The sequence below is a fragment of the Nonomuraea sp. NPDC052116 genome, from assembly GCF_040680035.1.
Classification (GTDB): Bacteria; Actinomycetota; Actinomycetes; order Streptosporangiales; family Streptosporangiaceae; genus Nonomuraea; species Nonomuraea angiospora_A.
Genome location: NZ_JBFAWA010000021.1, coordinates 187,268 through 207,631, shown reverse-complemented (window position 1 = coordinate 207,631; position 20,364 = coordinate 187,268). Strand labels below are relative to the sequence as shown.

The 20,364-nt window shown below is 70.3% G+C and carries 16 protein-coding genes and 1 pseudogene; 5 read left to right on the top strand and 12 right to left on the bottom strand.

Annotated features, from left to right (window positions below; all coding sequences use genetic code 11):
* Positions 1–7: 7 nt before the first annotated feature.
* Both AB0L65_RS35805 and AB0L65_RS35800 read left to right on the top strand, forming a co-directional pair.
* Positions 8–1,204, top strand: coding sequence for a cytochrome P450 (locus AB0L65_RS35805; protein ID WP_364254613.1), 1,197 nt, complete (start codon positions 8–10; stop codon positions 1,202–1,204).
* A 32-nt stretch (positions 1,205–1,236) separates the two neighbouring features.
* Complete coding sequence (locus AB0L65_RS35800; protein ID WP_364254610.1) at positions 1,237–1,869, top strand: helix-turn-helix domain-containing protein; 633 nt, start codon at positions 1,237–1,239, stop codon at positions 1,867–1,869.
* Between the two features lie 98 nt (positions 1,870–1,967).
* Here AB0L65_RS35800 and AB0L65_RS35795 read toward each other — a convergent pair whose 3' ends face one another.
* Together AB0L65_RS35795 and AB0L65_RS35790 are read right to left on the bottom strand one after the other, a co-directional pair.
* Positions 1,968–6,812, bottom strand: coding sequence for a DUF4132 domain-containing protein (locus tag AB0L65_RS35795; protein ID WP_364254607.1), 4,845 nt, complete (start codon positions 6,810–6,812; stop codon positions 1,968–1,970).
* Positions 6,813–7,089: 277 nt separating this feature from the next.
* Positions 7,090–8,229 carry a hypothetical protein gene (locus tag AB0L65_RS35790; RefSeq protein ID WP_364254604.1) on the bottom strand — a complete coding sequence of 380 codons (1,140 nt, stop codon included), beginning with the start codon at positions 8,227–8,229 and terminating at the stop codon, positions 7,090–7,092.
* Between the two features lie 504 nt (positions 8,230–8,733).
* Here AB0L65_RS35790 and AB0L65_RS35785 point away from each other — a divergent pair.
* On the top strand, positions 8,734–8,934 hold the full coding sequence (locus tag AB0L65_RS35785) for a hypothetical protein (RefSeq protein WP_364254738.1): 201 nt from the start codon (positions 8,734–8,736) through the stop codon (positions 8,932–8,934).
* On the opposite strand, the gene AB0L65_RS35780 is transcribed toward AB0L65_RS35785, so the two are convergent.
* From AB0L65_RS35780 to AB0L65_RS35765, 4 genes are all read right to left on the bottom strand, one after another.
* Entirely contained in the window at positions 8,912–10,060 is a 1,149-nt protein-coding gene (locus AB0L65_RS35780; protein ID WP_364254602.1) for an NlpC/P60 family protein, read from the bottom strand. The genes AB0L65_RS35785 and AB0L65_RS35780 overlap by 23 nt on opposite strands.
* Positions 10,057–10,362 (bottom strand): hypothetical protein, encoded by a 306-nt coding sequence (locus tag AB0L65_RS35775; RefSeq protein WP_364254599.1) that lies wholly within the window; start codon positions 10,360–10,362, stop codon positions 10,057–10,059. The genes AB0L65_RS35780 and AB0L65_RS35775 overlap by 4 nt, the downstream gene beginning before the upstream one ends.
* 239 nt (positions 10,363–10,601) lie before the next feature.
* Positions 10,602–11,702 carry a winged helix DNA-binding domain-containing protein gene (locus tag AB0L65_RS35770; RefSeq protein WP_364254596.1) on the bottom strand — a complete coding sequence of 367 codons (1,101 nt, stop codon included), beginning with the start codon at positions 11,700–11,702 and terminating at the stop codon, positions 10,602–10,604.
* Entirely contained in the window at positions 11,699–12,682 is a 984-nt protein-coding gene (locus tag AB0L65_RS35765; RefSeq protein WP_364254593.1) for an NADP-dependent oxidoreductase, read from the bottom strand. Before AB0L65_RS35765 ends, AB0L65_RS35770 begins: the two co-directional genes overlap by 4 nt.
* Positions 12,683–12,773: 91 nt before the next feature.
* On the opposite strand from AB0L65_RS35765, the gene AB0L65_RS35760 reads away from it, so the two are divergent.
* Positions 12,774–13,745, top strand: a complete 972-nt coding sequence (locus AB0L65_RS35760; RefSeq protein WP_364254590.1) for a YafY family protein — start codon at positions 12,774–12,776, stop codon at positions 13,743–13,745.
* A 153-nt stretch (positions 13,746–13,898) separates the two neighbouring features.
* Here AB0L65_RS35760 and AB0L65_RS35755 read toward each other — a convergent pair whose 3' ends face one another.
* The 6 genes and pseudogenes from AB0L65_RS35755 to AB0L65_RS35730 form a co-directional block, all read right to left on the bottom strand.
* Positions 13,899–14,528 (bottom strand): carbohydrate ABC transporter permease, encoded by a 630-nt coding sequence (locus tag AB0L65_RS35755; RefSeq protein ID WP_364254587.1) that lies wholly within the window; start codon positions 14,526–14,528, stop codon positions 13,899–13,901.
* Between the two features lie 5 nt (positions 14,529–14,533).
* The gene (locus tag AB0L65_RS35750; RefSeq protein ID WP_364254584.1) at positions 14,534–15,697 is read right to left on the bottom strand and encodes a sugar ABC transporter permease; all 1,164 of its coding nucleotides are present in this window, start codon (positions 15,695–15,697) and stop codon (positions 14,534–14,536) included.
* 5 nt (positions 15,698–15,702) lie between these two features.
* Complete coding sequence (locus AB0L65_RS35745) at positions 15,703–16,290, bottom strand: hypothetical protein (RefSeq protein WP_364254581.1); 588 nt, start codon at positions 16,288–16,290, stop codon at positions 15,703–15,705.
* A gap of 180 nt (positions 16,291–16,470) precedes the next feature.
* The gene (locus AB0L65_RS35740) at positions 16,471–17,550 is read right to left on the bottom strand and encodes a LacI family DNA-binding transcriptional regulator (protein ID WP_364254578.1); all 1,080 of its coding nucleotides are present in this window, start codon (positions 17,548–17,550) and stop codon (positions 16,471–16,473) included.
* 58 nt (positions 17,551–17,608) lie between these two features.
* On the bottom strand, positions 17,609–18,340 hold the full coding sequence (locus AB0L65_RS35735) for a substrate-binding domain-containing protein (protein ID WP_364254735.1): 732 nt from the start codon (positions 18,338–18,340) through the stop codon (positions 17,609–17,611).
* 100 nt (positions 18,341–18,440) lie between these two features.
* Positions 18,441–18,629: pseudogene (locus tag AB0L65_RS35730) on the bottom strand (alpha-L-arabinofuranosidase C-terminal domain-containing protein); the annotation flags it as partial.
* A 442-nt stretch (positions 18,630–19,071) separates the two neighbouring features.
* Here AB0L65_RS35730 and AB0L65_RS35725 point away from each other — a divergent pair.
* Positions 19,072–20,172 carry a hypothetical protein gene (locus tag AB0L65_RS35725; RefSeq protein ID WP_364254575.1) on the top strand — a complete coding sequence of 367 codons (1,101 nt, stop codon included), beginning with the start codon at positions 19,072–19,074 and terminating at the stop codon, positions 20,170–20,172.
* Positions 20,173–20,364 lie beyond the last annotated feature (192 nt).

Sequence of the window (20,364 nt, the reverse complement as noted above, 5' to 3'; positions counted from 1 at the left end):
AGATGACATGAGCGATCCTGTGACTCTGCCCCTGCATATGCGGCGCACCGCGTTCGATCCGGTGCCCGAGCTCGCGAAACTGCGCGACAGCGCGGGCATCGAGCGGGTCCCCACGCCGTTCGGGCTCGAAGCCTGGCTCGTCACCCGCTTCGCCGACGTCAAGGAGATCCTCGGAGACGCCGAGCGGTTCAGCAACAGGCGCCCGCAGAACCTCCCGGTCCCCGGCATGCAGGGCCTGAGCCCCGAGCAGGTCGCGAAGATGCAGGCGGGCAACCTGCTGCTGTTCGACCCGCCGGAGCACTCCCGGCTGCGCAGGATGCTGACGCCGGAGTTCACGATGCGCCGCATGCGCCGGCTGGAGCCTCGCATCCACGACATCGTCAACGAACATCTCGACGCGATGGAGCGCGCAGGCTCTCCGGTCGACCTGATCAAGACCTTCGCGCTGCCCATCCCCTCGCTGGTGATCTGCGAGCTGCTCGGCGTCCCGTACGAGCACCGCGAAGACTTCCAGCAGCGCACCAACACGCTGCTCGACATCTCCAGGCCCCCCGAGGAGCGCACGGCGGCCTCGCTGGAGTCGCGTGCCTACATGTCCGAACTGGTCGCCCGAGCCAAGGTCGAGCCGGGCGAGGACATGCTCGGCATGCTGGTGCGCGAGCACGGCGACGACCTGTCGATCGACGAACTCGCCGGCATCTCCAACCTGTTGCTCCTGGCCGGCCACGAGACGACCTCCAACATGCTCGGGCTCGGCACTCTGGCCCTGCTGCGCCACCCCGACCAGCTCGAACTGCTCAAGAAGGAGCCCGAGCGGATCGGCGCCACGGTGGAGGAGCTGCTGCGCTGGCTCAGCATCGTGCACTCGGGCGTGGCGAAGGTGACCACCACCGACGTGGAGGTCGCGGGACAGCACATCCCGGCGGGCGATCTGGTCATGCTGGCGCTGCCCTCGGCCAACCGCGACCCGAAGTACATCTCCGACCCCGACCGCTTCGACATCACCCGCGGCGAGATGGGCCACGTCGCCTTCGGCCACGGCGTGCACCACTGCCTGGGCGCGCCGCTGGCCAGGATGGAGCTGCGCATCGCCTTCCCGGCCCTGTTCGAGCGCTTCCCCGGCCTGCGCGAGAGCGGCGCCCCCGCCGAGTTCCGCTCCTTCCACATCGTCTTCGGGCTGACCAGCTTCGAAGTCGCCTGGTGAACCCAGGGCGCGTCGGCTGCTAGCGTTCACATGTGCACGAGCAGCGACAGCGAGCCGACGCGCTGCGTAACGCGGACAAGATCGTCCGGGCCGCCATCGCGAGTCTGCGCGAGCACGGCCCGGACGTGTCACTCGAGGAGATCGCCCGGTACGCCGGCATCGGCAGCGCCACCGTCTACCGCAGGTTCGGCGACCGCGACGGCGTGATCAGGGCGGCCTTCCAGACGTACTTCGCCGAAGAGGTCGAGCCGCTGGTCCTGGCCGCCCGCGACGCCGACGACGCCGGACGGGCGCTGACCGAGGCGCTGACCGCCTCGGTCGAGACCCTCGCGGCGCACCGCGCGCTGCTGCGGGCGGCGCGCATGTCGGGGGCGTTCACCGTCGACATCGCCGTACGGTTCATGGGGCCGCTGGGCGTCGTGCTGGCCAGGGCCCAGCGGCAGGGCGCGGTACGCCACGACCTGATCGTCCGCGACCTGGCCGCCATCCTGGTGATGGCGCTGGCCACCATGCATTCGGGCGACCCCGAATGCGGTGATCTCCGCCGCTACCTGGCGCTGCTGCTGTCGAGCCTGCGGCCGTCGGACGACGAACTGCCGGCCCCCTCCGCCCGGTCGCACCACATCCTCGACTCCTCCCTGACGTCGCGACAGATCGGACACTGAACCCGCCTGATCCCGGCCTTCCCGTCGATTTACGCGATGCTGAGCCGATCGTGAAGGCGGCTGGACATCATGGCCCGCACCGCGCACCTCCGGGAAGGTCACTCCAGCCGGGCCGCGGCCTCCAGTGGCTCGGACGAACGGAGGAACCGCAGGTCCTCCATGACCAGGGCGACATCGGTGGCGCCGCCGCGGCGGAGAGCCGGGGCCAGCGCGTCCAGGTCGGGCCGGCGGGACGGGCGGAGGTGGACGCGATAGCCGTCCCCGGCGGGCTCCAGGATGAGGGCTTCGCCGATGGCGAGCCTGCTCTCCGGGAGGTGGGCCGCGGTCGCTCCGGCGGCTCGTTCCAGGGCGGTGACCGAGGTGACCCCGGCGGCGATGGGCACGGTCGTGTCCGGGTCGGTGACGTGTTCGTGCAGGTCACGCAGGCGGGCGGCGGCGGTCGTACGGGCGGGGTGGTCCTTCTTGGGCAGGCGGTCGGCCAGGAGCCTCGCGGCGCGGGCGATGTGACCCAGCGGCGGTACGGACGGACGCTCGCCGAGCAGGGCGATCAGCGCCTCCAGGGCGTCCTCGGCGCCGCACGCGAGGGTGACCCACTGCTCGGTGGTGAGCGGGGTGAGCCTCGGGTGGCGTTCCGTCCAGTACGCGACCGCCCGGCCCAGTTCGGGGCCCGTACGCCAGAGGTCGTCGGGGTCGTCGGGCATGAGCAGCTCGACGACTTCGACGGCCTCGTCGGTGCTGGTGAGCGCCTCCAAGGAGAGCGCGGCGATGCGCAGGTCGAGTTCGCGGGCGGCGTCGCTCTTGCCGAAGGCGGCGACGCGGCCCCGCGCCCAGCCGTCCGGCCAGGAGAGCGTGCGGGCCGAGGTGGACAGCAGGATCAGGCACTGGGCCGGTGACAGGCCGGTGGCCTCGGCGAACGCCCGTACGGTCGCCTCCCGGTCCACGGGCGGCGGGCCGTTCTCGGCTATCAGGTCGAGCGCCCGCCGGAGCCGGTCCGGGTCGCCCCAGCCGCGGCAGGTCCGCAGCTCGACGGCGCGGTTGCGGGTGAACAGGAGCGGGTCGGGGCCGTCCGGGGTGTGGAGGAGCGCCGTGACCGCGTACCCGTGCCCCACCTGCTCATAGTCGGCGACGGCGGCGGCCATGATGGGGCCGCGACCCGAGCGGATCTGCCCGAGGTCGTACTCCGGGCGCAGCCGGGCGACGTGCCAGGTGCCGTCGGTACGGAGGAGTTCGCGGACGGCGGCCAGTTCCAGAAGCCGCGCGCGCCCGACGCCGTTGCCCCACGCGGCCTCCAGGACGGCGGCGCCGAGGCGGCCCAGCGTGTTCTCAACCCCCTTGACGGCGGAGGTGTCGAATGTCGCGATCGTCGTGTCGTACGGCACATCGACGGCGGCGCGGGCGAAGTGGACGATCCTCTCGTACGCGGACTCAGGCCCCGGATCGTCCGGTTCGGGGGACTTCTCGGGCTGGACGGCGGGTGCCGCGGAGGCGGGCGCCGGGCGCAGGTGCGGCGGCGGGGTCAGCGCCAGGCGTTCCAGCAGGGCGAACGCGCGCTCGCGGCATTCGACGGCCGTCCACACCAGGAACGTGACGCCCTTCCGGAGCGACTCGTCGGTGATCTCCGGCAGGAGCGGGCGGAGCCGTCCCGCCAGCTCGTCGCGGGCGGCCCCCTTCTCCTGGTACCCGCTCTCGGGGTCCAGCACCCGCATGAGGTCGGCGGCGAGCGCGGCGTCCACGACGTCGATCAGGGCCTGCGCCTTCTTCTCGTCGACGGCGCGCAGCGCTCTGGATCCTTCGGGGTCGCGCGGCCGCATCGCCGACCACCGGCCGGGAGGCGCGACCAGGCGGGTCCCGGATGCGTAGCGGTGGTCCGCGACCGTGCTGATGTTCTCGGCACCGTCGTGCTCGGGCACCATGACCCAGCCGCGGACGTAGCGGCCGATGGTCCGCCCGGCCGGGTCCCGCAGCTCGATGATCCGGCCCTGGCCGCGCCACACGGTGGCCTCGGCGCCACCGGGGAAGGCGACCCGTTCGCCATCGGCCGGTACGACGCGGCGGGCGGCGGGGTGCGTGCTGCCGTGCGGGCAGTGCGGGCCGCCGTGGTCCAGTACGGTCACCCGGCCGTTCACCGCGATCAGGCAGCGGTCGTAGAGGTCGCGCGCCTCGGTCCGTTCGTGGGACCGGTGGGAGATGTCCTCGTAGGTGCCGAAGCCGTGGGACGGGCCGGCTCCATCCGGAGTGACGACGCAGGCGCGGAACTTGTGCTCCCAGAGCCGGCCGGACTCGATCAGGAGCAGGTCGGTGCCGCTCTCTTCCAGGTAGTCGGTGATGGTGTTGACGTGGCCGGGGACGAAGGCGGGCAACTCCAGTTCGTCGAGGACGCCGCCGCTCAGCGTGGTGGCGAGGGCGCGGGCCGGGTCCGTCCCGGTCGCGATCGTCCGGACGCTGTCCAGGAGAGGGCCGGGGACTCCGGCGATGGTGAACCGTTCGGCGTCGCACAGGGCGGCGTGCGCGTCCGGAAGCCCTTGATCGGGGACCCGCTCGGCATGCTCGGCCAGGATGGCGGCGACGATCCGCGCCGTTCCCGGTGTCGCGGTCAGGGCCCGTACGGTCTCGGGGGCGGTCTGCTTCGGGACGGCGGGCTCGGTGACGTTGAGCTGGTTGGTCACGTTGCCCACGATCGCGTCGCGCAGCAGCGGGGCCCAGTCCGGGTCGGCGGCGACGGCGGCCAGGTCGGTGCCCGCTCCGGCGGCGAGCCGGTCGTACAGCTTGAACGTGTGCAGCAGCCGGGGCCGCGCGAGCGGGACGCCGCGGTCCAGGAGGAGATCGAGGAGCGGGAGGTCGGCGGCGGTCTCCTCCCAGTCGTTGACCTCGTCCTCGTCCACTCCCAGTACCGCCTCATGGTCGTCGCAGGTGAGGCCCTCCGCGCGCAGCCGCGTACCGGCGTCGTGCAGGAGGTCGCCGAGACCGGCGACGGGGAGCGCGAGCCCCGCGTACAGCTTCAGGAAGCGGCCGAGCCAGTCCTTCGCCGCCGGCCCGGGGTACGCGGTGAACGGGGCGGTCAGGCCCGCGCCCGCGAGGTTCCCGAGCAGGAGCGACACTGCCGCGCTCTTCGCCTTGGGGGTGTCCTTGGCGGGCAGCGGCAGGATGCCGAGGAGAGCGCGGCCGATGCCCGCGTCCGCTTGTGCCATCGGGCCGAGCAACGGAAGGACGAACGTCCAGAGGGCCTGCGGTGCCGACTCCATGCAGCCGCTCTCCAGCAGGGCCCGTACGGCGCGTTCGTCCTCGGGCCCGCCGAGCGCGTGCCCGGCGGCCTTCGCCAGCGCCGCCCAGCCGTCGGCCAGGGCCAGCGCGCCGTCCGCGCCGTCCGGGACTTCCTCGCACCACTCGGTGAGCAGGCCGCGGTGCCAGCGGTACGCGCCGGGGGCGGGATGGCGGGCGGCGAGCCGCTTGCCGTGCTTCTTGAGCGTGGCCGTTCCGGCGGCGTCCGGTCCCGCGGCGAGGTGCGCCGCGACGAGCGCGGCCTCGTCGACCGGCAGCGCGTGCGCGTCCTCGGCGGCGCGGGCCAGCTCGAAGAAGGCGGCGGCGAAGCGGTCGCTGCCCGCGGCGGCCATGATCCGCGCGCACTCCTCGTAGAACGGCGGCAGCAGCTCGGGCGCGTGCGTCTCCAGGTCGTCGCCGGTACGGGTGAGCGCGGTGCGCGCGAGGCCGGGCTTGCGTGCGGCCAGGCCGCGGGCGGCCCGCAGGTCGGTGTGCGCGGCCAGGATGCGGGCGCGGTGCGCCGGGTACCGGTGCAGGGCGGACGCGAGGAAGCCGCGCGGGCCCGCGTGCACGGTGCCGACGCCGGTCTCCGCCACCGGGTCCAGGTCGTACAGCGACTTCTCGGCCTTGTCGCCGTCGACGGCCGCGCGCCGGACGAGTTCGACGACCGGCTCGTCCAGGACGGCGTGCTCGTAGCGGACGGCGACGCACGTGTCCTCGTCGGAGCCGGCGGGCGTGCCCGGCAGCACCGCCCCGGCGCGCAGCAGCACGTCGCGCGTCGGGCCGGTGATGCCGGAGGGCGCCACGGTGCCGGGCTCGCCTTGGTGGGCGTCGCAGTAGTGGGAGTACGCCTCGGCTGCGTCCACCACCGGCTCCGTCTCGTCCACGGTGCGGTCCGCGTACAGAGCCATGAGAATGCGGACGCCCTCGGACCAGGCGATGTCGCCGATCTCCCGGCCGCCCGCGGTGAAGCTCAGCCACTCCATGTAGGCCGGGCTCATCGGCCCGCTCCAGTGCAGGTCGATCTCGATGCCGAGCGGCTCGGGCGCGCGCACGGTGAACCGCGCCGTGTCCCCCTTGATGCGCCCGCCCAGCTCGTGCACGCGGCGCTCGAACGCGGCGCCGCTCTCGTAGTGGGCGTCCAGGTATCGGAAGGTGTCGACCACGCCGAACGTACGGTCCATGCTCGCGGGACGCGTCCACACCTCGCGGCGTACCTGCTCGACAACCTGCGTGAGGTTCCGTCCCCGCCAGATGGGCAGCTCGTCGCCTAGCAGCAGCGGGTGCGGGATCGCGAAGGCGTCCGCGCCCGTCCACGCGCCCTCGCGCAGGAGCGCGCAGCGACCGAGGTCGGGCGCGCCGTCGATGATCGGGGCGACGATCGGGGCAATGACCAGGTCGGTGAGCGTCTCGCGCCACACCGGGTCGTCCCACACGGCCTCGAACACCGCGGCCGGGACGGGCACCGACCGCACCATCCAGGACTCGACCCGGTCGTGCACCGCCCGCGCGTGCTCGCCGAGCCGGTCGCAGAGGGCGGCGAGCCGTACCGCGGTCGGATCCTTCCTGACGTTGGCGGGCACCTTGGCCAGCACGCGGCCCGCGGCCGTCCGGCAGGCGAGCACCGGCCGCCGCGTCCCCTCGACGGTGAGCTCGTGGCCCGTCGCGATCCCGATCCATCCCATGGGACGCCATTCTTGATCATCCCTATGACATTCTGCGGGAAACGGATGATTTACCCGCGGTGGCGGGGTTGAGGAACCTGCGGACAGCCATTGGCGGTGAGATGGATCTTGCGAGGTGAGGAGTCTCCGACCTGCGGGACTTCGCGTGTTGCCGAGGTGATCGCAGGCGCGGCCGCGCGGTTGTCCGGGCCGGGTGCCGCATGGCGCTCATGGCTGGAGGTCAGCGCTGTGGCTTCATGGCGCTGATTCTCAGCCGCAGTTTGGCGCCCCGACGAGTTCAGGATGCATCGGCCAGGGTTTGCAGTCTCGTGTTCGCGGCTTGGTGAACCTCCGGGGCCAAAGGATCGTCAGCCAGTTCCAGAAGGCGCGAGCGGACCCGGACAGTGTCTTGTGCTCTCGCACAGGCGGCCTGCTGGACGGTGGGTTCGCAGTCGTCAAGCCCTTCGATTGCGATAAGCGCGGCCTCCTGTGGCGCACATCCCTGAAGCCCGACCAAGAATGCCTCCCGGGCCAGTGAATGAACAGTGCCCTCCCAGAGGGCCACGAGTTCGTCCACGGCCTCGCGAACTCCCAGCCGTCCCATGGCTCGGGCCGGGAGCTCGGCCTCACACCACTCTTCGGACGCGACGGCGCGGCGCAGCGCGGCCAGCAGTACCGGTGCGTCACTTTGGTCTCCGACCTCTGCGAGCACGCGCTCCCCGAACGCGGCCAGCGTATCGTCGCCGCTGCCGATCCAGGCGCGGGCTTGTGGCAGAGCCCCGGTCCCAAGGTGGCGCAGGGCCTGCGGCACGCCCGGCATCCACCCCGCGGCGTTACGCAGGCCCGGGTCTGCTGCGAATTCGAGGATGATCACATCGCCGCGCCTGCCCAGCTCCTCCAGTGCCCATCGGCGCGCGGGCCCACCGGCTGTGACGAGCCGGACCAGATCGCCAGGTTCGGCGTCGCCGAGTTGGAGGTTTGGTCTGACCGGCCTGTGAGAGCGGGACGCCTGTAGCTCCTCAACGATGCGCCTCACCTGTGGCTGGGACTGCGCGAACGTCGTCCACGGTTCCGTGTCGCACCAGATCGCCTGCGCGAGCTGGGCGTTGTCGCGGACGGCAATGACATCGTCGGCGAGCCCGTCCCAGAGAGCGGGAAGTTTCATGACCCCGCTGTCCCCGATCGCCTCCAGCGCCAAGGACCAGTGTCGCCCCTCGACTGCGTACCTGCGCAGTATCGTCGCCGCGTCGCCCCGGCCGATCCATGGCAGCAGGGCGAGGACCTGCAAAGCGAGCCCGACCGGCTCTTCATCATCGCCGTCGTAGTCGAAAAGGTGCTGCTCGATCGGCCCCAGCGGCAGGCTGAGCCGGCCGATCAGACCGGCGAGATAGCTGTCACGCCGGTCTACTTGCCGGTCCCATCGCGTGTCGTTGATCACGCACTCGTACACCGTGTCGGCGGCACCGGACTCAGCTGAGGCACGGCGTGCTGCGAGGCCGCGGCCTCGCTGGAGTTGCCCGCGGAGCGAGGCCGGGCTGTCGTATGCATATACCGTCATCAGGATGCAGTATCCCGGCGGTCGCGGCTCGGCACGAGCGAATATCGCCAGGCAAAAGAGCGTAGCCGCCTGGCTACTGAGCCGCGCGTGTTGATGTCATGACGATTGTGGACACCAGGCACACTCTTCGAGCCGACCGACCACAGCCGATTCGGGTACGCGCGCGTCTCCACCCGTGGCCAGACCCTCACAGTCCAACTGGCCGCCCTCGTGGCGACCGAAGTCGCGCCGGCCAACGTCTCCGTGGTCAGCCAAACTGGACCGGATGGGACGCGATATGCGCGAGGTCATGGAGACCGCATGGTCGCTGCAGGCCCTCGGGGCGAAGCTTGAGATCTTGTCCGGCCCGCTGGCCGGAGTCTACGACCCCACAGGCAGGGAAAGATCTTCTTCGCGACGCTCGGTGGGTTCGCCGAGATGAAGCGCGACATGATGATCGAGCGGACCGATGACGGACTCGCCCAGGCCGCCGCCGAGACACCAAACGAGCCGAGAGCGTCTGCACGCTCTTCCATTAGGGCGCGTAGAGCCACGTCGAGCCGGGCTCCAGGTGTGGCCGGGGTCAGCTCGTTCCCGGCCGGGTGAAGCCCATGGGGGTGCGGCTGTAGGGGGCGATCTTGACCTCGGAGCCCGGTCTGGGCGCGTGGATCATTGTGCCCTTCTCGGGGTCGAGCACGATGCCCACATGGTCAGCGGTGCCGTCGCCGTTGTTGTCGAAGAAGACAAGGTCTCCGGCCTGCACATTGCCGTCAGGGATGCGCGGTCCGCGCAGCCACTGGTCGTTCGCCACCCGGGGGATGGTGGTCCCCGCGGACTCGTACGCGCGCAGGGTAAGTCCGGAGCAGTCGAAGGAGCCGGGTCCTGTCGCTCCCCACACGTAAGGGTCGCCGAGTTGCTTGAGGGCGTAGTCGATGACGGCCTGGGCACGAGGGTTGGGCGCCAGGTTGTGGGCGTTCGGCGGGACGGCCAGCGAAGGCGCGCCCCCACCGCCGCCGCCTCCACCGCCTCCACTGCCGCTCGACCCGTTGACGCCGTTCCCGATGCCATCGCCGGGTGGCAGGCCGTTGCCGTTGCCGTTGTAGGACGCCAGCTGCGTCTTCGGGGTGTGCGGCCGGAAGTCCGGGTCGGGGATCCAGGGCATCTTCGCCTTGTTGCCCGGGACGAAGTCTTGATCGCCGGGAGCGGGGATACCGGTGAAGAAGCGCACCTCGCCGAGGTATTTGCCGATCTCGCTCGTGGCCTGACCGAGTGCCTCGGCGGCCTTGTCCGTGTGCACCTTGGCGCGATCGAGGGCGTTGGACACCTGGGACCTGATGCTCGTCATCGAGATCGTGGTGCTGTCGGGGTCGTTGCGCTGCTCGTCCAGCCAGGCGCGCTTCTCCCGGTAGAGGGCTTGGACCTCGCCCTTGGCCGTCTCCAGTGCGGTCCCGGCGGCATCCAGCTTGCCGGCGCAGCTGGTCAGGGCCTCGCTCAGTGCCGTACCGGACTTGGGATATCTGGCCATGTACTTGGCGAAACTCTCGGCGGCGGCGCCGTTCCACGCGCTGTCCACCCGGTTGACCGCGCGTTTGATCACGCCGTTCTCTGTGGTGATGTCGCCTGCCAGCGTTCGCCACTGCCCCGAGATCTTGGAGATCTGGGCCTGGTCGCCACTCAGGTCGTCGATGACGCGCTGGATGGGACTGAGGTACTGGTCCCAGATGTCCGTCACACCTGCTCCGTCCGGGGAACGCTGGGGAGGTCGGCCTTGCGGACGTTGGTGACGACCTGGTGGATGGCCGCCTCGACCTTGGTCAGGTTCTGTTGCGCGTGGCGTATCTCGGCGTCGATCTTCACCTCGAAGTCGTTGACGGCCTTGGCGAGCTTGTCAGAAACGTTCTCCAGGCCGCCGAAGCAGGAGGTGCTGACGCTCGTGGGGCCGTCCTCCGCCGCACTCTTGAACTGGTTGGCGACTCCCTTGGCCTTGGTGGCGCACTCTTCGAGCGTGTCGAAGTAGATCTCAAACCCTGCCACGTGAGTCACGCCTCTACTGTCAGATCAACATCAACCGCCCGACAATCTAACACCCCTGGCCTCTTCGCCCGGCTGCGATCTCATGGCCGGTGCGATGCCGGACCGTACCGCCGCTACGCCGAGGCGCCGATGCGCCGAGCAGCGGCCGGCAGCCGTACCTGCGCGAGCCCGGCCTGCCTGCCGCGAATGGTCAGGGGTACGTTCCTGGATGACGATCCGGCGGCGATCGAACGCCGGCGTCAGGACGACCGGGTCGCGGTCGGGCTGCTGAAGGACACGTTCTTGCCTCCCACGAACGGCAGCAGGCGTTCCGTCTCCTGCTCCAACCCGGCCCGGTCGGTCGCGGTCAGGGGCCGGAACGGCGTGAGGTGCAGGGTTTCTCCTTCGAGGGACCAGCTTCCGTGCACGTGGCCGTCCACGAGGAAGGTGGGCCGTACCTGTGCCTGGCCGGGCATCACGCGCTTGCGGTCCTCGTGGCTGATGATGCGGGTCCGGTCGGCGTGGCCGAGCAGGGCGTTGTCGAAGGCGGGCAGCAGCCGCACGGGGGCGGGCGCGTCGGGGTCGGGCAGTTCCGCGTCGGCCAGGTCGATCAGTTCCCTGCCCTCGGGGTCGCGGTAGTGGCGCAGTTCGGCACGCATGTCGGAGACGATCTCGCCGAGGCGGGTCAGCCCGGACCAGGCCTGTACGTCCATGATCCCGGCTGGGCCGAACGCTGCCAGATAGCGGCGGATGAGGTCCTTGGCGGTCGCCGGAACCATGGGCCGGCCGAGCCAGGTCTCGGCGGGCGTGACACAGACGGCCGACCGGGTGCCCCAGGAGCCCCACGTACCGGTGGCCGGGTTGTGGACGAGGGGGGTTCTGAGTTCGACCTCCCCGGCGAGGACGCGCCCGTCGCGGTCCGGGTGGTGTTCGGACAGCCGCCGGGCCAGCTCCTTTCGCGGTGTCGTCCCGCCCGCCAGCAGCTCAAGCCCGGTGGCGACCAGCGAGGCGGTGTCCAGGCCCGCGCTGTTGCGGGCGAAGTAGGGCGAGCGGGCGGTGCGGTCGAGGACGGGCTGCAGCAGCGGCCGCAGCCGGCGGAAGTCGTCGGCCGCCGCGAGGTGCTGGGTGCTGCGGAGCAGGCCGGAACGGACCACCTTCCGGTCCTGCAGCAGCGTGGTGAGTTCGGAGTGGGTGAAGCCGCGGATCCTGCTCCACAGCCCGACGTACGGCCAGTTGGGCTCTTGCGCCTGCAGTGCGACCAGGCGCCCGATCACCTCCAGCGGGGTGTGATCGGTGCGGGCCAGCAGGAACTGGCGGTCCAGCAGAGCCCGGTTCAGGGCCCTGTTCGAGAGAGTCGTCATGACAGCTCCACCGAGACATTGCCGCGGTAGGAGCCCCGGAGCAGCGACAGGAACGCCTGCGGCACGTCCTCGAGTTCGCCCTTGATGACCGTCTGCGGATAGACGAAGCGGCCCTCGCCCAGCCAGGTGCTGAAGTGTTCCCGCCAGGCGGCGATCTGGTCGGGGGTGTGGTAGCAGGAGAACGGCAGCAGCTCGATGCCCCTGGCCTGGGCCGCGGCGTGGTCGGGCGTGGGGAAGCGCTCGGCCGCGTCGCCGAGCTGGCTGGACAGCGAGCCGCACAGCGCGAACCGGGCGCCGGGCCTGGCCGCCTGCAGCGCGGCCTGGTACTGCTCGCCGCCCACGACGTCGAAGAACACCGAAATGCCCTCGGGTGCGAGTTCTCGGAGCCGGTCGACCGGCGAGCCGTCGTGATAGTCGAACGCGGCGTCGTAGCCGAGCTCGTTCACCAGATAGTCGACCTTGGCCGGGCTGCCGGCGCTGCCGATCACCCGCACCGCGCCCAGGCACTTGGCGATCTGCCCGGCCAGCGAGCCGACCCCGCCCGCCGCACCGGAGACCAACACCACGTCGCCCTCGCCGACGCCCGCCACGTCGGCCATCCCGTAGTAGGCCGTCGGCCCCTGACCGAGGTAGTAGCCGGGGTCGGCGATGGGGTCGAGCTTGGTGTACTGGGCGGCCGGGCCCGCCGAGTACTCGCTCCAGCCGGTCATCGACTGGACCAGGTCGCCAACCGCGAACTCGGGGCTGTCGGACCGGACGACGGTGCCGATGGCGGCCACGCCCACCCGCCGGCCCGGCTGCCAGGCCGGTACCGGGAGGGTGCAGTCCGCGCGCATCAGCTCCAGGTAGGTCGCGGCGAGCCCGACCTGGTCGGTCCGCACCACGACCTCGCCGTCCACCTCGGTGGTGGCGACGGTGAAGTGGTCGAGCGTGGGGGTGCCGGCGATCTGTGCGGTCAGCTGGATCTCACGGGTGATCATTTATTGGTCCTTAGGTCGGTACGGCCTTCGAAATCGACTCTAAACAGGCTTCCGGTCACTTTTTGACCGGAAGTCGCGCGAGGATGGCGATATGGCGAACACCAGCTCACGGACCCTCCGACTGCTCTCGCTGCTGCAGACCCACCGCCACTGGCCGGGCACGGAACTGGCCGAGCGGCTCGGGGTGTCCGAGCGGACCCTGCGCCGCGACGTCGACCGGCTGCGCGAGCTCGGCTATCCGGTCAGCGCGGCCCGGGGAACCGACGGCGGCTACCAGCTCGCGCCCGGCGCCGTCCTGCCGCCGCTGCTGCTGGACGATGAGGAGGCGGTGGCTCTGGCGGTGGGCATCGGCGACGCGGCGCAGAGCGGGATCGCCGGGATGCAGGAGGCGTCGCTGCGTGCGCTCACCAAGGTGATCCGGGTCCTACCGCCCCGGCTGCGGGCCAGGGTGGACGCCCTGCGGGAGATGACCCTCTCGGTCGCCGCGGCCGGGCCGGTCGTCGCGGCGCAGGTGCTCACCGCAGTCGCCCAGGCCTGCCGCGACCAGGAGCGGCTGCGCTTCGGCTACACCGCCAGAGGCTCCGCCCCCACCCGGCGCGAGGTCGAGCCGCACCGCCTGGTCGCCCTCGGCGGACGCTGGTACCTCGTCGCCTACGACCTGACCCGGCACGACTGGCGCAGCTTCCGCCTCGACCGGCTGACCGAGCCGAGCGGGACCGGCGCGCGATTCCGGCCGCGTCCGCTCCCGGCCGAGGACGCCGCGGCCTTCGTCCAGGCAGCCAGCGGGGCCCCGGCGCCGTACACGGTCCAGGCGCTCGTCCACGCCCCCGAGACCCGGGTACGGCAGGCGATCGGCCAGTGGGGCACGATCGAACCGCTCAGCCACGGCACCTGCCGGATCACCATGACCTCGACCTCTCTCGATTGGCCGACGCAGGCGCTGGGCAATGTGGGGGCCGAGTTCGAGGTGCTGGGGCCGCCGGAGTTCGCCGCGCACGTCCAGGAGTGGGGCGCCCGCTTCATCCGGGCCACCGGCGCACCCGACAGGCCGTCCGTGCCGTAGCCGGGAGGCATCCTCGTCAGAGTGGCCGGCTCGCCTTGACGTACGCGGCTCCAAGGACGTTCAGAAGAGCCGCGGAACGTACACCTGGCGCATGGCGAGCAGGGCCTTCGGGCGGCGACGGGTCACAGACGGGTCCCCCGTGTTCAGCAGGTGTTACTTGAGGCTGCCGAGCGTGATCCCCGAGCGCCAATAGCGCTGCAGGGAGATCATCAGGGCGACCATGGGGATCAGCGAGATGATCGAGCCGACGACGACCAGGCCGGTGAGGTCGGTGGAGTTGTCCACCTTGACCTTCAGCCACGAGTACAGGCCAAGCATGACCGGCCACTTGTACTGGTCGCGCAGGTAGACCAGTGGGCCGAAGAAGGAGTTCCAGGACCCGACGAAGCCGAGCAGGAAGATCGTCGCGGCGCCGGTGGACATGAGCCTGGCGCCGATCAGGATGAAGATGCGGTACTCCCCCGCGCCGTCGATGCGGGCGGCTTCGAGCAGTTCGGGCGGGATGGCGCCTTCGGCGTAGACCTTGGCGAGGTAGACGGAGAAGGCGCTGAAGAAGCTCGGCACGATGATCGCCCATGGCGTGTCGATCAGGCGCAGGTCCGTGTAGAGCAGGAAGGACGGGATCGTCAGCAGCGCGCCCGGCACCAGGAACGAGCCGATGATGGCGCCCATCATGACGCCGCGCCCGCGGAAGCGGTACATCGCCAGGCCGTACCCGCAGGCCACGCTGACCAGGGTCATGCCGGCGGTGCCGGCCAGGCCGTACAGGAGCGTGTTGCCCATCCAGGTCAGGAAGATCCCGTCCTGGTAGGTGAAAACAGGCCCCGCAGGTTGTCCCAGAGCCGGAACTCGGCGGACCACAGCGCGTTGGTGGTGTACAGGTCGGACTGGCTCTTGGTGGCGGCGACGACCAGCCACCAGACGGGCGCCACGGAGTAGACGGTGAAGGCGACCAGGCCGGCGATGACCGCGACCTTGGTCCTGGCCTCGTTCGGCCGGGTGTGCCACCCGGCCGGCGCGGCGGGACGCTTCGCGGTGGTGGCGGTCGTCATGAGGTGGGTGCCTTGTCGGTGAGGCGGTAGAAGACGGCCGACCACGAGTGCCAGGATGACGGACAGGGCGGCGGCGTAGTTGAAGTCGCCCTGCGCGAAGGCCCAGTCGTAGATGGCCATGATCGGCGTGAAGTCGCGGGTGATGGTCTCGGGCGTCATCGAGCGGAAGAGCATGGGGTCGCTGAAGATCTGCAGGGTGCCGATGATGCTGAGCACGGTGGTCAGCACCAGCGAGCGGCGGATCATGGGCACCTTGATGGACCAGGCGATCCGCGGCTCGGAGGCGCCGTCCACGCGGGCGCTCTCGAAGATCTCGCGCGGCACCGACTGCAGGTCGGCATAGACGATGAGCATGTTGAAGCCGATGGCTCCCCAGGCCACGAGGTTGCCGATGGACACCCAGATCAGCTCACCACTGTAGAAGTCGGCGTCGATGCCGAGCAGGGCGAAGAACGGGGCCAGCGGGCCGACGTCGGGGCTGTAGAGGTAGATCCAGATCAGGGTCGCCACGATGCCGGGGATCATGTACGGGATCAGCAGCGGCAGCCGGAAGCGCGCGGCCACTCGCCGCGAGGCGGCGTCCAGGAGCAGCGCCATGACGACGCTCACGATCTGGATGAGCGGGATGCTGATGGCCGCGAAGAGACCCACGCGGCCCATGCCCGCCCAGAACTTGGCGTCGGCGACGCCGCGCAGGAAGTTGTCCGGCCCGGCGAACTCGACCGTCTTCGGGCCGAAGCCGAGGCCCGAGCTCTTCTCGGTGAACACGCTCTCCCGCAGCGCCAGCACGATCGGCACCACGCTGAACAGCACGAACCCGAGGAAGAACGGGATGGTGAACGTGGCTCCCTGCAGCGCGGCGGTGCGTCGCCACGCTTTGGGGCTCGCGGTGAGGGCCATGACGTTCAGCCCAGCACGTTGATGTTCTTCGACTTCAGGTCGTCGACGGTGAACTTCTGCATGTGCTCGAGGGCCCGGCAGACGGTGATCTCCTTGGTGACGATCTTGGCCCACTGGTCCTGGAGCTCGGAGAAGACGCCCGTGAAGTTCGGGCCGACCACCCAGGGGTCCCGGCCGGACTGCGTCGCCTTGAGGATCACGCCCCTGGCCTCGCCCTTGCGCTCGCCGAACAGCTTCTCCGGCACCACCGAGTCGATCCAGGGAGACGGGTCGGGAACGGCGCCGGGCCAGGCGTACTGCTTGGTGTCCTGCTGGTAGGAGGCGTCGATGGCTTCCTTGGCCGTCGTGATCCACACGCCGGCCTCGACGGCCTCCTTGAGCTTGATGTGGTCGTGGGCGGCGTTGAACTTGGCCACGACCGGATCGAGGAACTTGCTCTCGTCCCACGACCACCAGGTGACGGTGACCGGCCCGGTGCCCGCGCCCGCCGGGGCGGCGGACTCCTGGGCGGTGGGCTCCGGGGAGCCGCAGCCGGTCAGCACGACGGCCATCGTCAGGCCGGCGGCGAGGGCGCTCGTTGGGATGCGGTTCACGGCACCGCTCCTTCGCAGAATCGGGGGCGGCTATAGAAAGCGTTGTCTACGGAGACCGTAGATTCCCCTCACCGTGAGGGCAAGATTTCAGGCGGATAAATTTCCCATTACGTGCGATGTCCCTGGTGAAGGCACAGTGCAACGCTGTCGCGCGGCGGCGGCTCGCGCCGAGAACGCTCTCTACGCCGGGGACTGCCGTTCGGCGGACCGGCGGATGACGACGTGGGCGCCCAGCATCTGATGCTGCTCCGCCCTGCCCGCGGGCCGGTCCAGGGCGCTGCGCACGGCCGCGCGGCCCAGCTCCTCGTAGGGCACATGGACGGTGGTCAGGCCGGGACGCAGATCGGCGGCCAGGGGGATGTCGTCGTAGCCGACGATGGAGACGTCTTCGGGAACGCTGAGGCCCGCGTCGAAGACGGCGGCCATCGCACCGCCGGCGATCACGTCGGTCTCGGCGAAGACCGCGGTGAAGTCGCGTTCCCCCCGCAGCCGGGCGCTGACGCGCTCGTAGCCCGACGCGCGGGTGAAATCCGTGCCGAGCTCCAACAGGCTCTCGTCCACGGGACAGCCGAGGTCGCCCATCGCCCGGCGGAAACCGGAGAGCCGTCCCGCGGTGGTGGTGAACGTGGGATCCCCGCCCACGTAAAGGATCCTGCGGTGGCCACGACCGACGAGGAAGCTGGTCAGCGCGTAGGCGCCGCCCTCGTTGTCGTACTCGACGACGGTTACCGGGATCCCGTCCCCCAGCGGCGGGCGGCCGCACAGGACCAGCCGCGACCCGGAGGCGTCGAGCGAGCGGGCGATGTCGGCCATCCGGGCCCGGTAGGCGGCGTTGTCGGTGGCGCCGCCGATCAGGAACACCGCGGCGGCCCGCTGCTCGCGCATGAGCTGGATCGCGGCCAGCTCGCGGACGGGATCTCCGTCGGTGGTGGCCACCAGGCAGATGTGCCCACGGCGCGCGGCCTCCTGCTCGACGCCGTGCACAGCCTCGGCGAAGGCCGCACCGCGCACGTCGTTGACGATGAAGCCGACCGTGCGGGCCGATCCGCCGCCCAGCACGCGGGCGTGGGTGTTGGCGACGTAGTTCAGCTCCTCGATCGCCCGTTCCACGCGCGTCCGGGTGGCCTGGGCCACCGGGTAGTTGCCGGCCACCACGCGCGAGACCGTGGACAGCGAGACGCCGGCGAGCTCGGCCACATCCTTGATCGTGCTCTGGCGGTGCTCAGGGTCGTCGAGCGCGTCGTTCCTTCGTTTCGCCACTCCACCAGTGTAGAGAACGTTGTCCGTACGTGGTCACCACGACGACGGCCGCACGCGTCTACCCTCCGGTCGACTCGCGGGCCACGACGGAGAAGCGGCTGATGAACTCGCGCGCGACCTGCTTGTTCTTCCCGTTCTCCGCGATCCGCTTGGCCAGGAACCCGACGGCCGTGCCGGCCATGAGCGCATGATCGGGGTCGACGGACGACAGCGACGGCACGAGGTAGGCGCCCTCGGCGATGTTGTCGAAGCCGATCACCTTGACGTCCTGCGGGACGCGGATCCCGCAGTCGGCCAGGCCGCGCAGCGTCCCCGTCGCGACCGTGTCGGTGACGCAGAACACGCCGTCGAACGCGACCCCGGAGCCGGCCAACCGGCGCGCGGCGGCCGCTCCCGTCTCCATCGTGAGCGCGTCGATGGGGACCACCAGCTCGGGATCGAAGGGAAGGCCCGCGTCTTCCAACGCCTCGCGGTAGCCGTCGTGGCGCAGGCTGGAGACGTCGACTTCGCCCCGCTGCGGGCCGTCGACGACCGCGATGCGGCGGCAGCCCCGCTCGATGAGGTGCGCCGTGGCGGCCCGCGCGCCCTCGACATTGGGCATCGCGACGTGGTCCACAAGGCCGTCGAAGATCCGCTCCCCCAGGATCACCACCGGGAAGTCGACCTTGAGCAGGTCGGTGTCGGCCGGGCCGAGCCCGACGGTGCTGAGGATGAGGCCGTCGTAGAGCCGGTTGCGCGACAGGGCCAGCGCGGCGAGCTCGCCCTCGCGCGAGGCGCCGGTCTGCTCGATGGCGACCTTGAGATCCCGCTTCGCCGCCGGCCGTGAGCCCCAGTGACATGACGTCGATCGTCACGGTCTGCGAGCCGGTCGTCCCGCGGTTGACCAGGAAGATCGCCGCAGAGCCCGCGGCCTCGTCGAACGTCACCGCCGCGTCGACGAGCGGTGCGGCGCCCCGGGCGCTGTCGTACTCTCCGGTCCGGATGCGCGGGGCGAGCACGACCCCGGTGGCAAGACGGGCGGTGAGCGAGAACGGGAAGAACGTCGTCTGCCGCCAGGCCGGCCCGCCGGGTTCGGTCATGATGGGGGCGATCACGTTCACGAGCTGCGCCAGGTTCGCGAAGCGGTGGGAGCGCATCGGCTCGGCCCTGACCTTCCGCGCCACGGGGGACATCGCCCCTTACGAGGGGCCGCTGACCTTCCGGCGGAACTCGGGCGACGGGTGGCTGATGTTCGCCGACCACTTCGGGCCGGACTTCCATGGATACGTCCCGTTCGCCGATGTCACCACGGACGCTTGGCGGTGCGTACCGGCCGCGGAGACCGATATCCCGCCCAACACCAAGCACGGCGCGGTCCTGCCGCTGCGGGTCAGCGAATACGAACGGCTGGCCGGCACGCAGTTTCCTTCATAGAAAACGTTCGCTACGAAACCATGGGCTCTTCGAACCGGCGAACCCATACACTTACCCTTTTCTCGAACAGATCCCATCTCATCGCCGGGCGCCGGTTTAATCCCGATCATGAGATCCATCCGACAGGGGGCCGCACTGGCCGCGGTCACGGTCATGACGGCTGTGGTCACTCCAGTGGCCGCGACAGCCGCGCAGAGCTCGTGCGAGGCGCCGCCGCGGAGCAGCCCCACCTACGACGACTTCGTGCTCACGTACAAGTCCGAATGTGCCACGAAGAAGAACTACGACCGGACGTTCCAGGACGTCACGGCGTCCGTCCTGGTCGACAAGCGCAACAAGCTGTCGGTCACGACGTCGACGGCACTGGCCGGCGCGATCGCGTCGGTCAAGGTGAACAACAAGGAGTTCATCTCCAGCGGCGGCCACGGCGCCGCCTTCCAGTACGCCTTCCACGCCTGGCAGGGGGGCAAGGCGGCGACCGAGTGCTACAACCCCACGCAGGCCGGCACGCGCATGGATGACGTGGGCCAGCCGCCTCCCTACCACGGGCCCAGCACGAGCGCGCTCTACACCATGGCCCGGTCCGGCAGCTCCATCCGCACGGCGGGGAGGCCCGCGATGTTCGTGACCCTCGCGGACACGAAACCGGGCTGGGGCAACTGCCGCAGCGCCGACCACCAGGACAAGCGCTCCCCGTTCACCATGGGACTGTCGCCGTACTGGCTGCAGACCGAGATCGAGCTCGCCCCCGATCACGACGTGCCCGCGCTGGAGAACGTCTTCCGCGCCACCGCCACGATCACCTCGGACGACGAACCGTATGACCACTTCAGTGGCGTCTTCGTCGCCTACCTGCAGCCGGATTTCACGCAGGTCTTCGCCTACAGCCCCGCCACCGGCCGCCTGTCGCCCAAGCCCGTGGAGTCCCACACGAGCAAGGACCCCATGGTCCGTTGCACGGACGACGACCGCTACTGCCTCGGCATGTACATCAAGCCCGAAGTTCTCAGCGGCAAGGCCTACTACTACACGATGACCCGCCCGCCCATGGACTACAACGGCCACTTCGGCGAGAACACCATCCAGGTCACCAGCCCCAGTGGAGCCATGGACAAGGGCGACAAGGTCAACTACGAGACCTACGTGGTCGTCGGCGACAAGAGCCGCGTCGAGCAGACCATGACCCAGCTCCACCGCGCCTTCAAGTAGTCGGCCCTCGGGGCCCGCGGCACCACCATCCACCTGGGACCACCTTCAGAACCCGAGCCGCTCTCGTGAACCCTCATAACCACCCGCGAGTGTCAATGAGGGATTCACCGCGTTCTCGTGTGGGCTGGAGATGATCACCCCGCGAATGCGGGGGTGTGCGTGAAGACGCGAAGAACGACTGGCCAAGTGGCC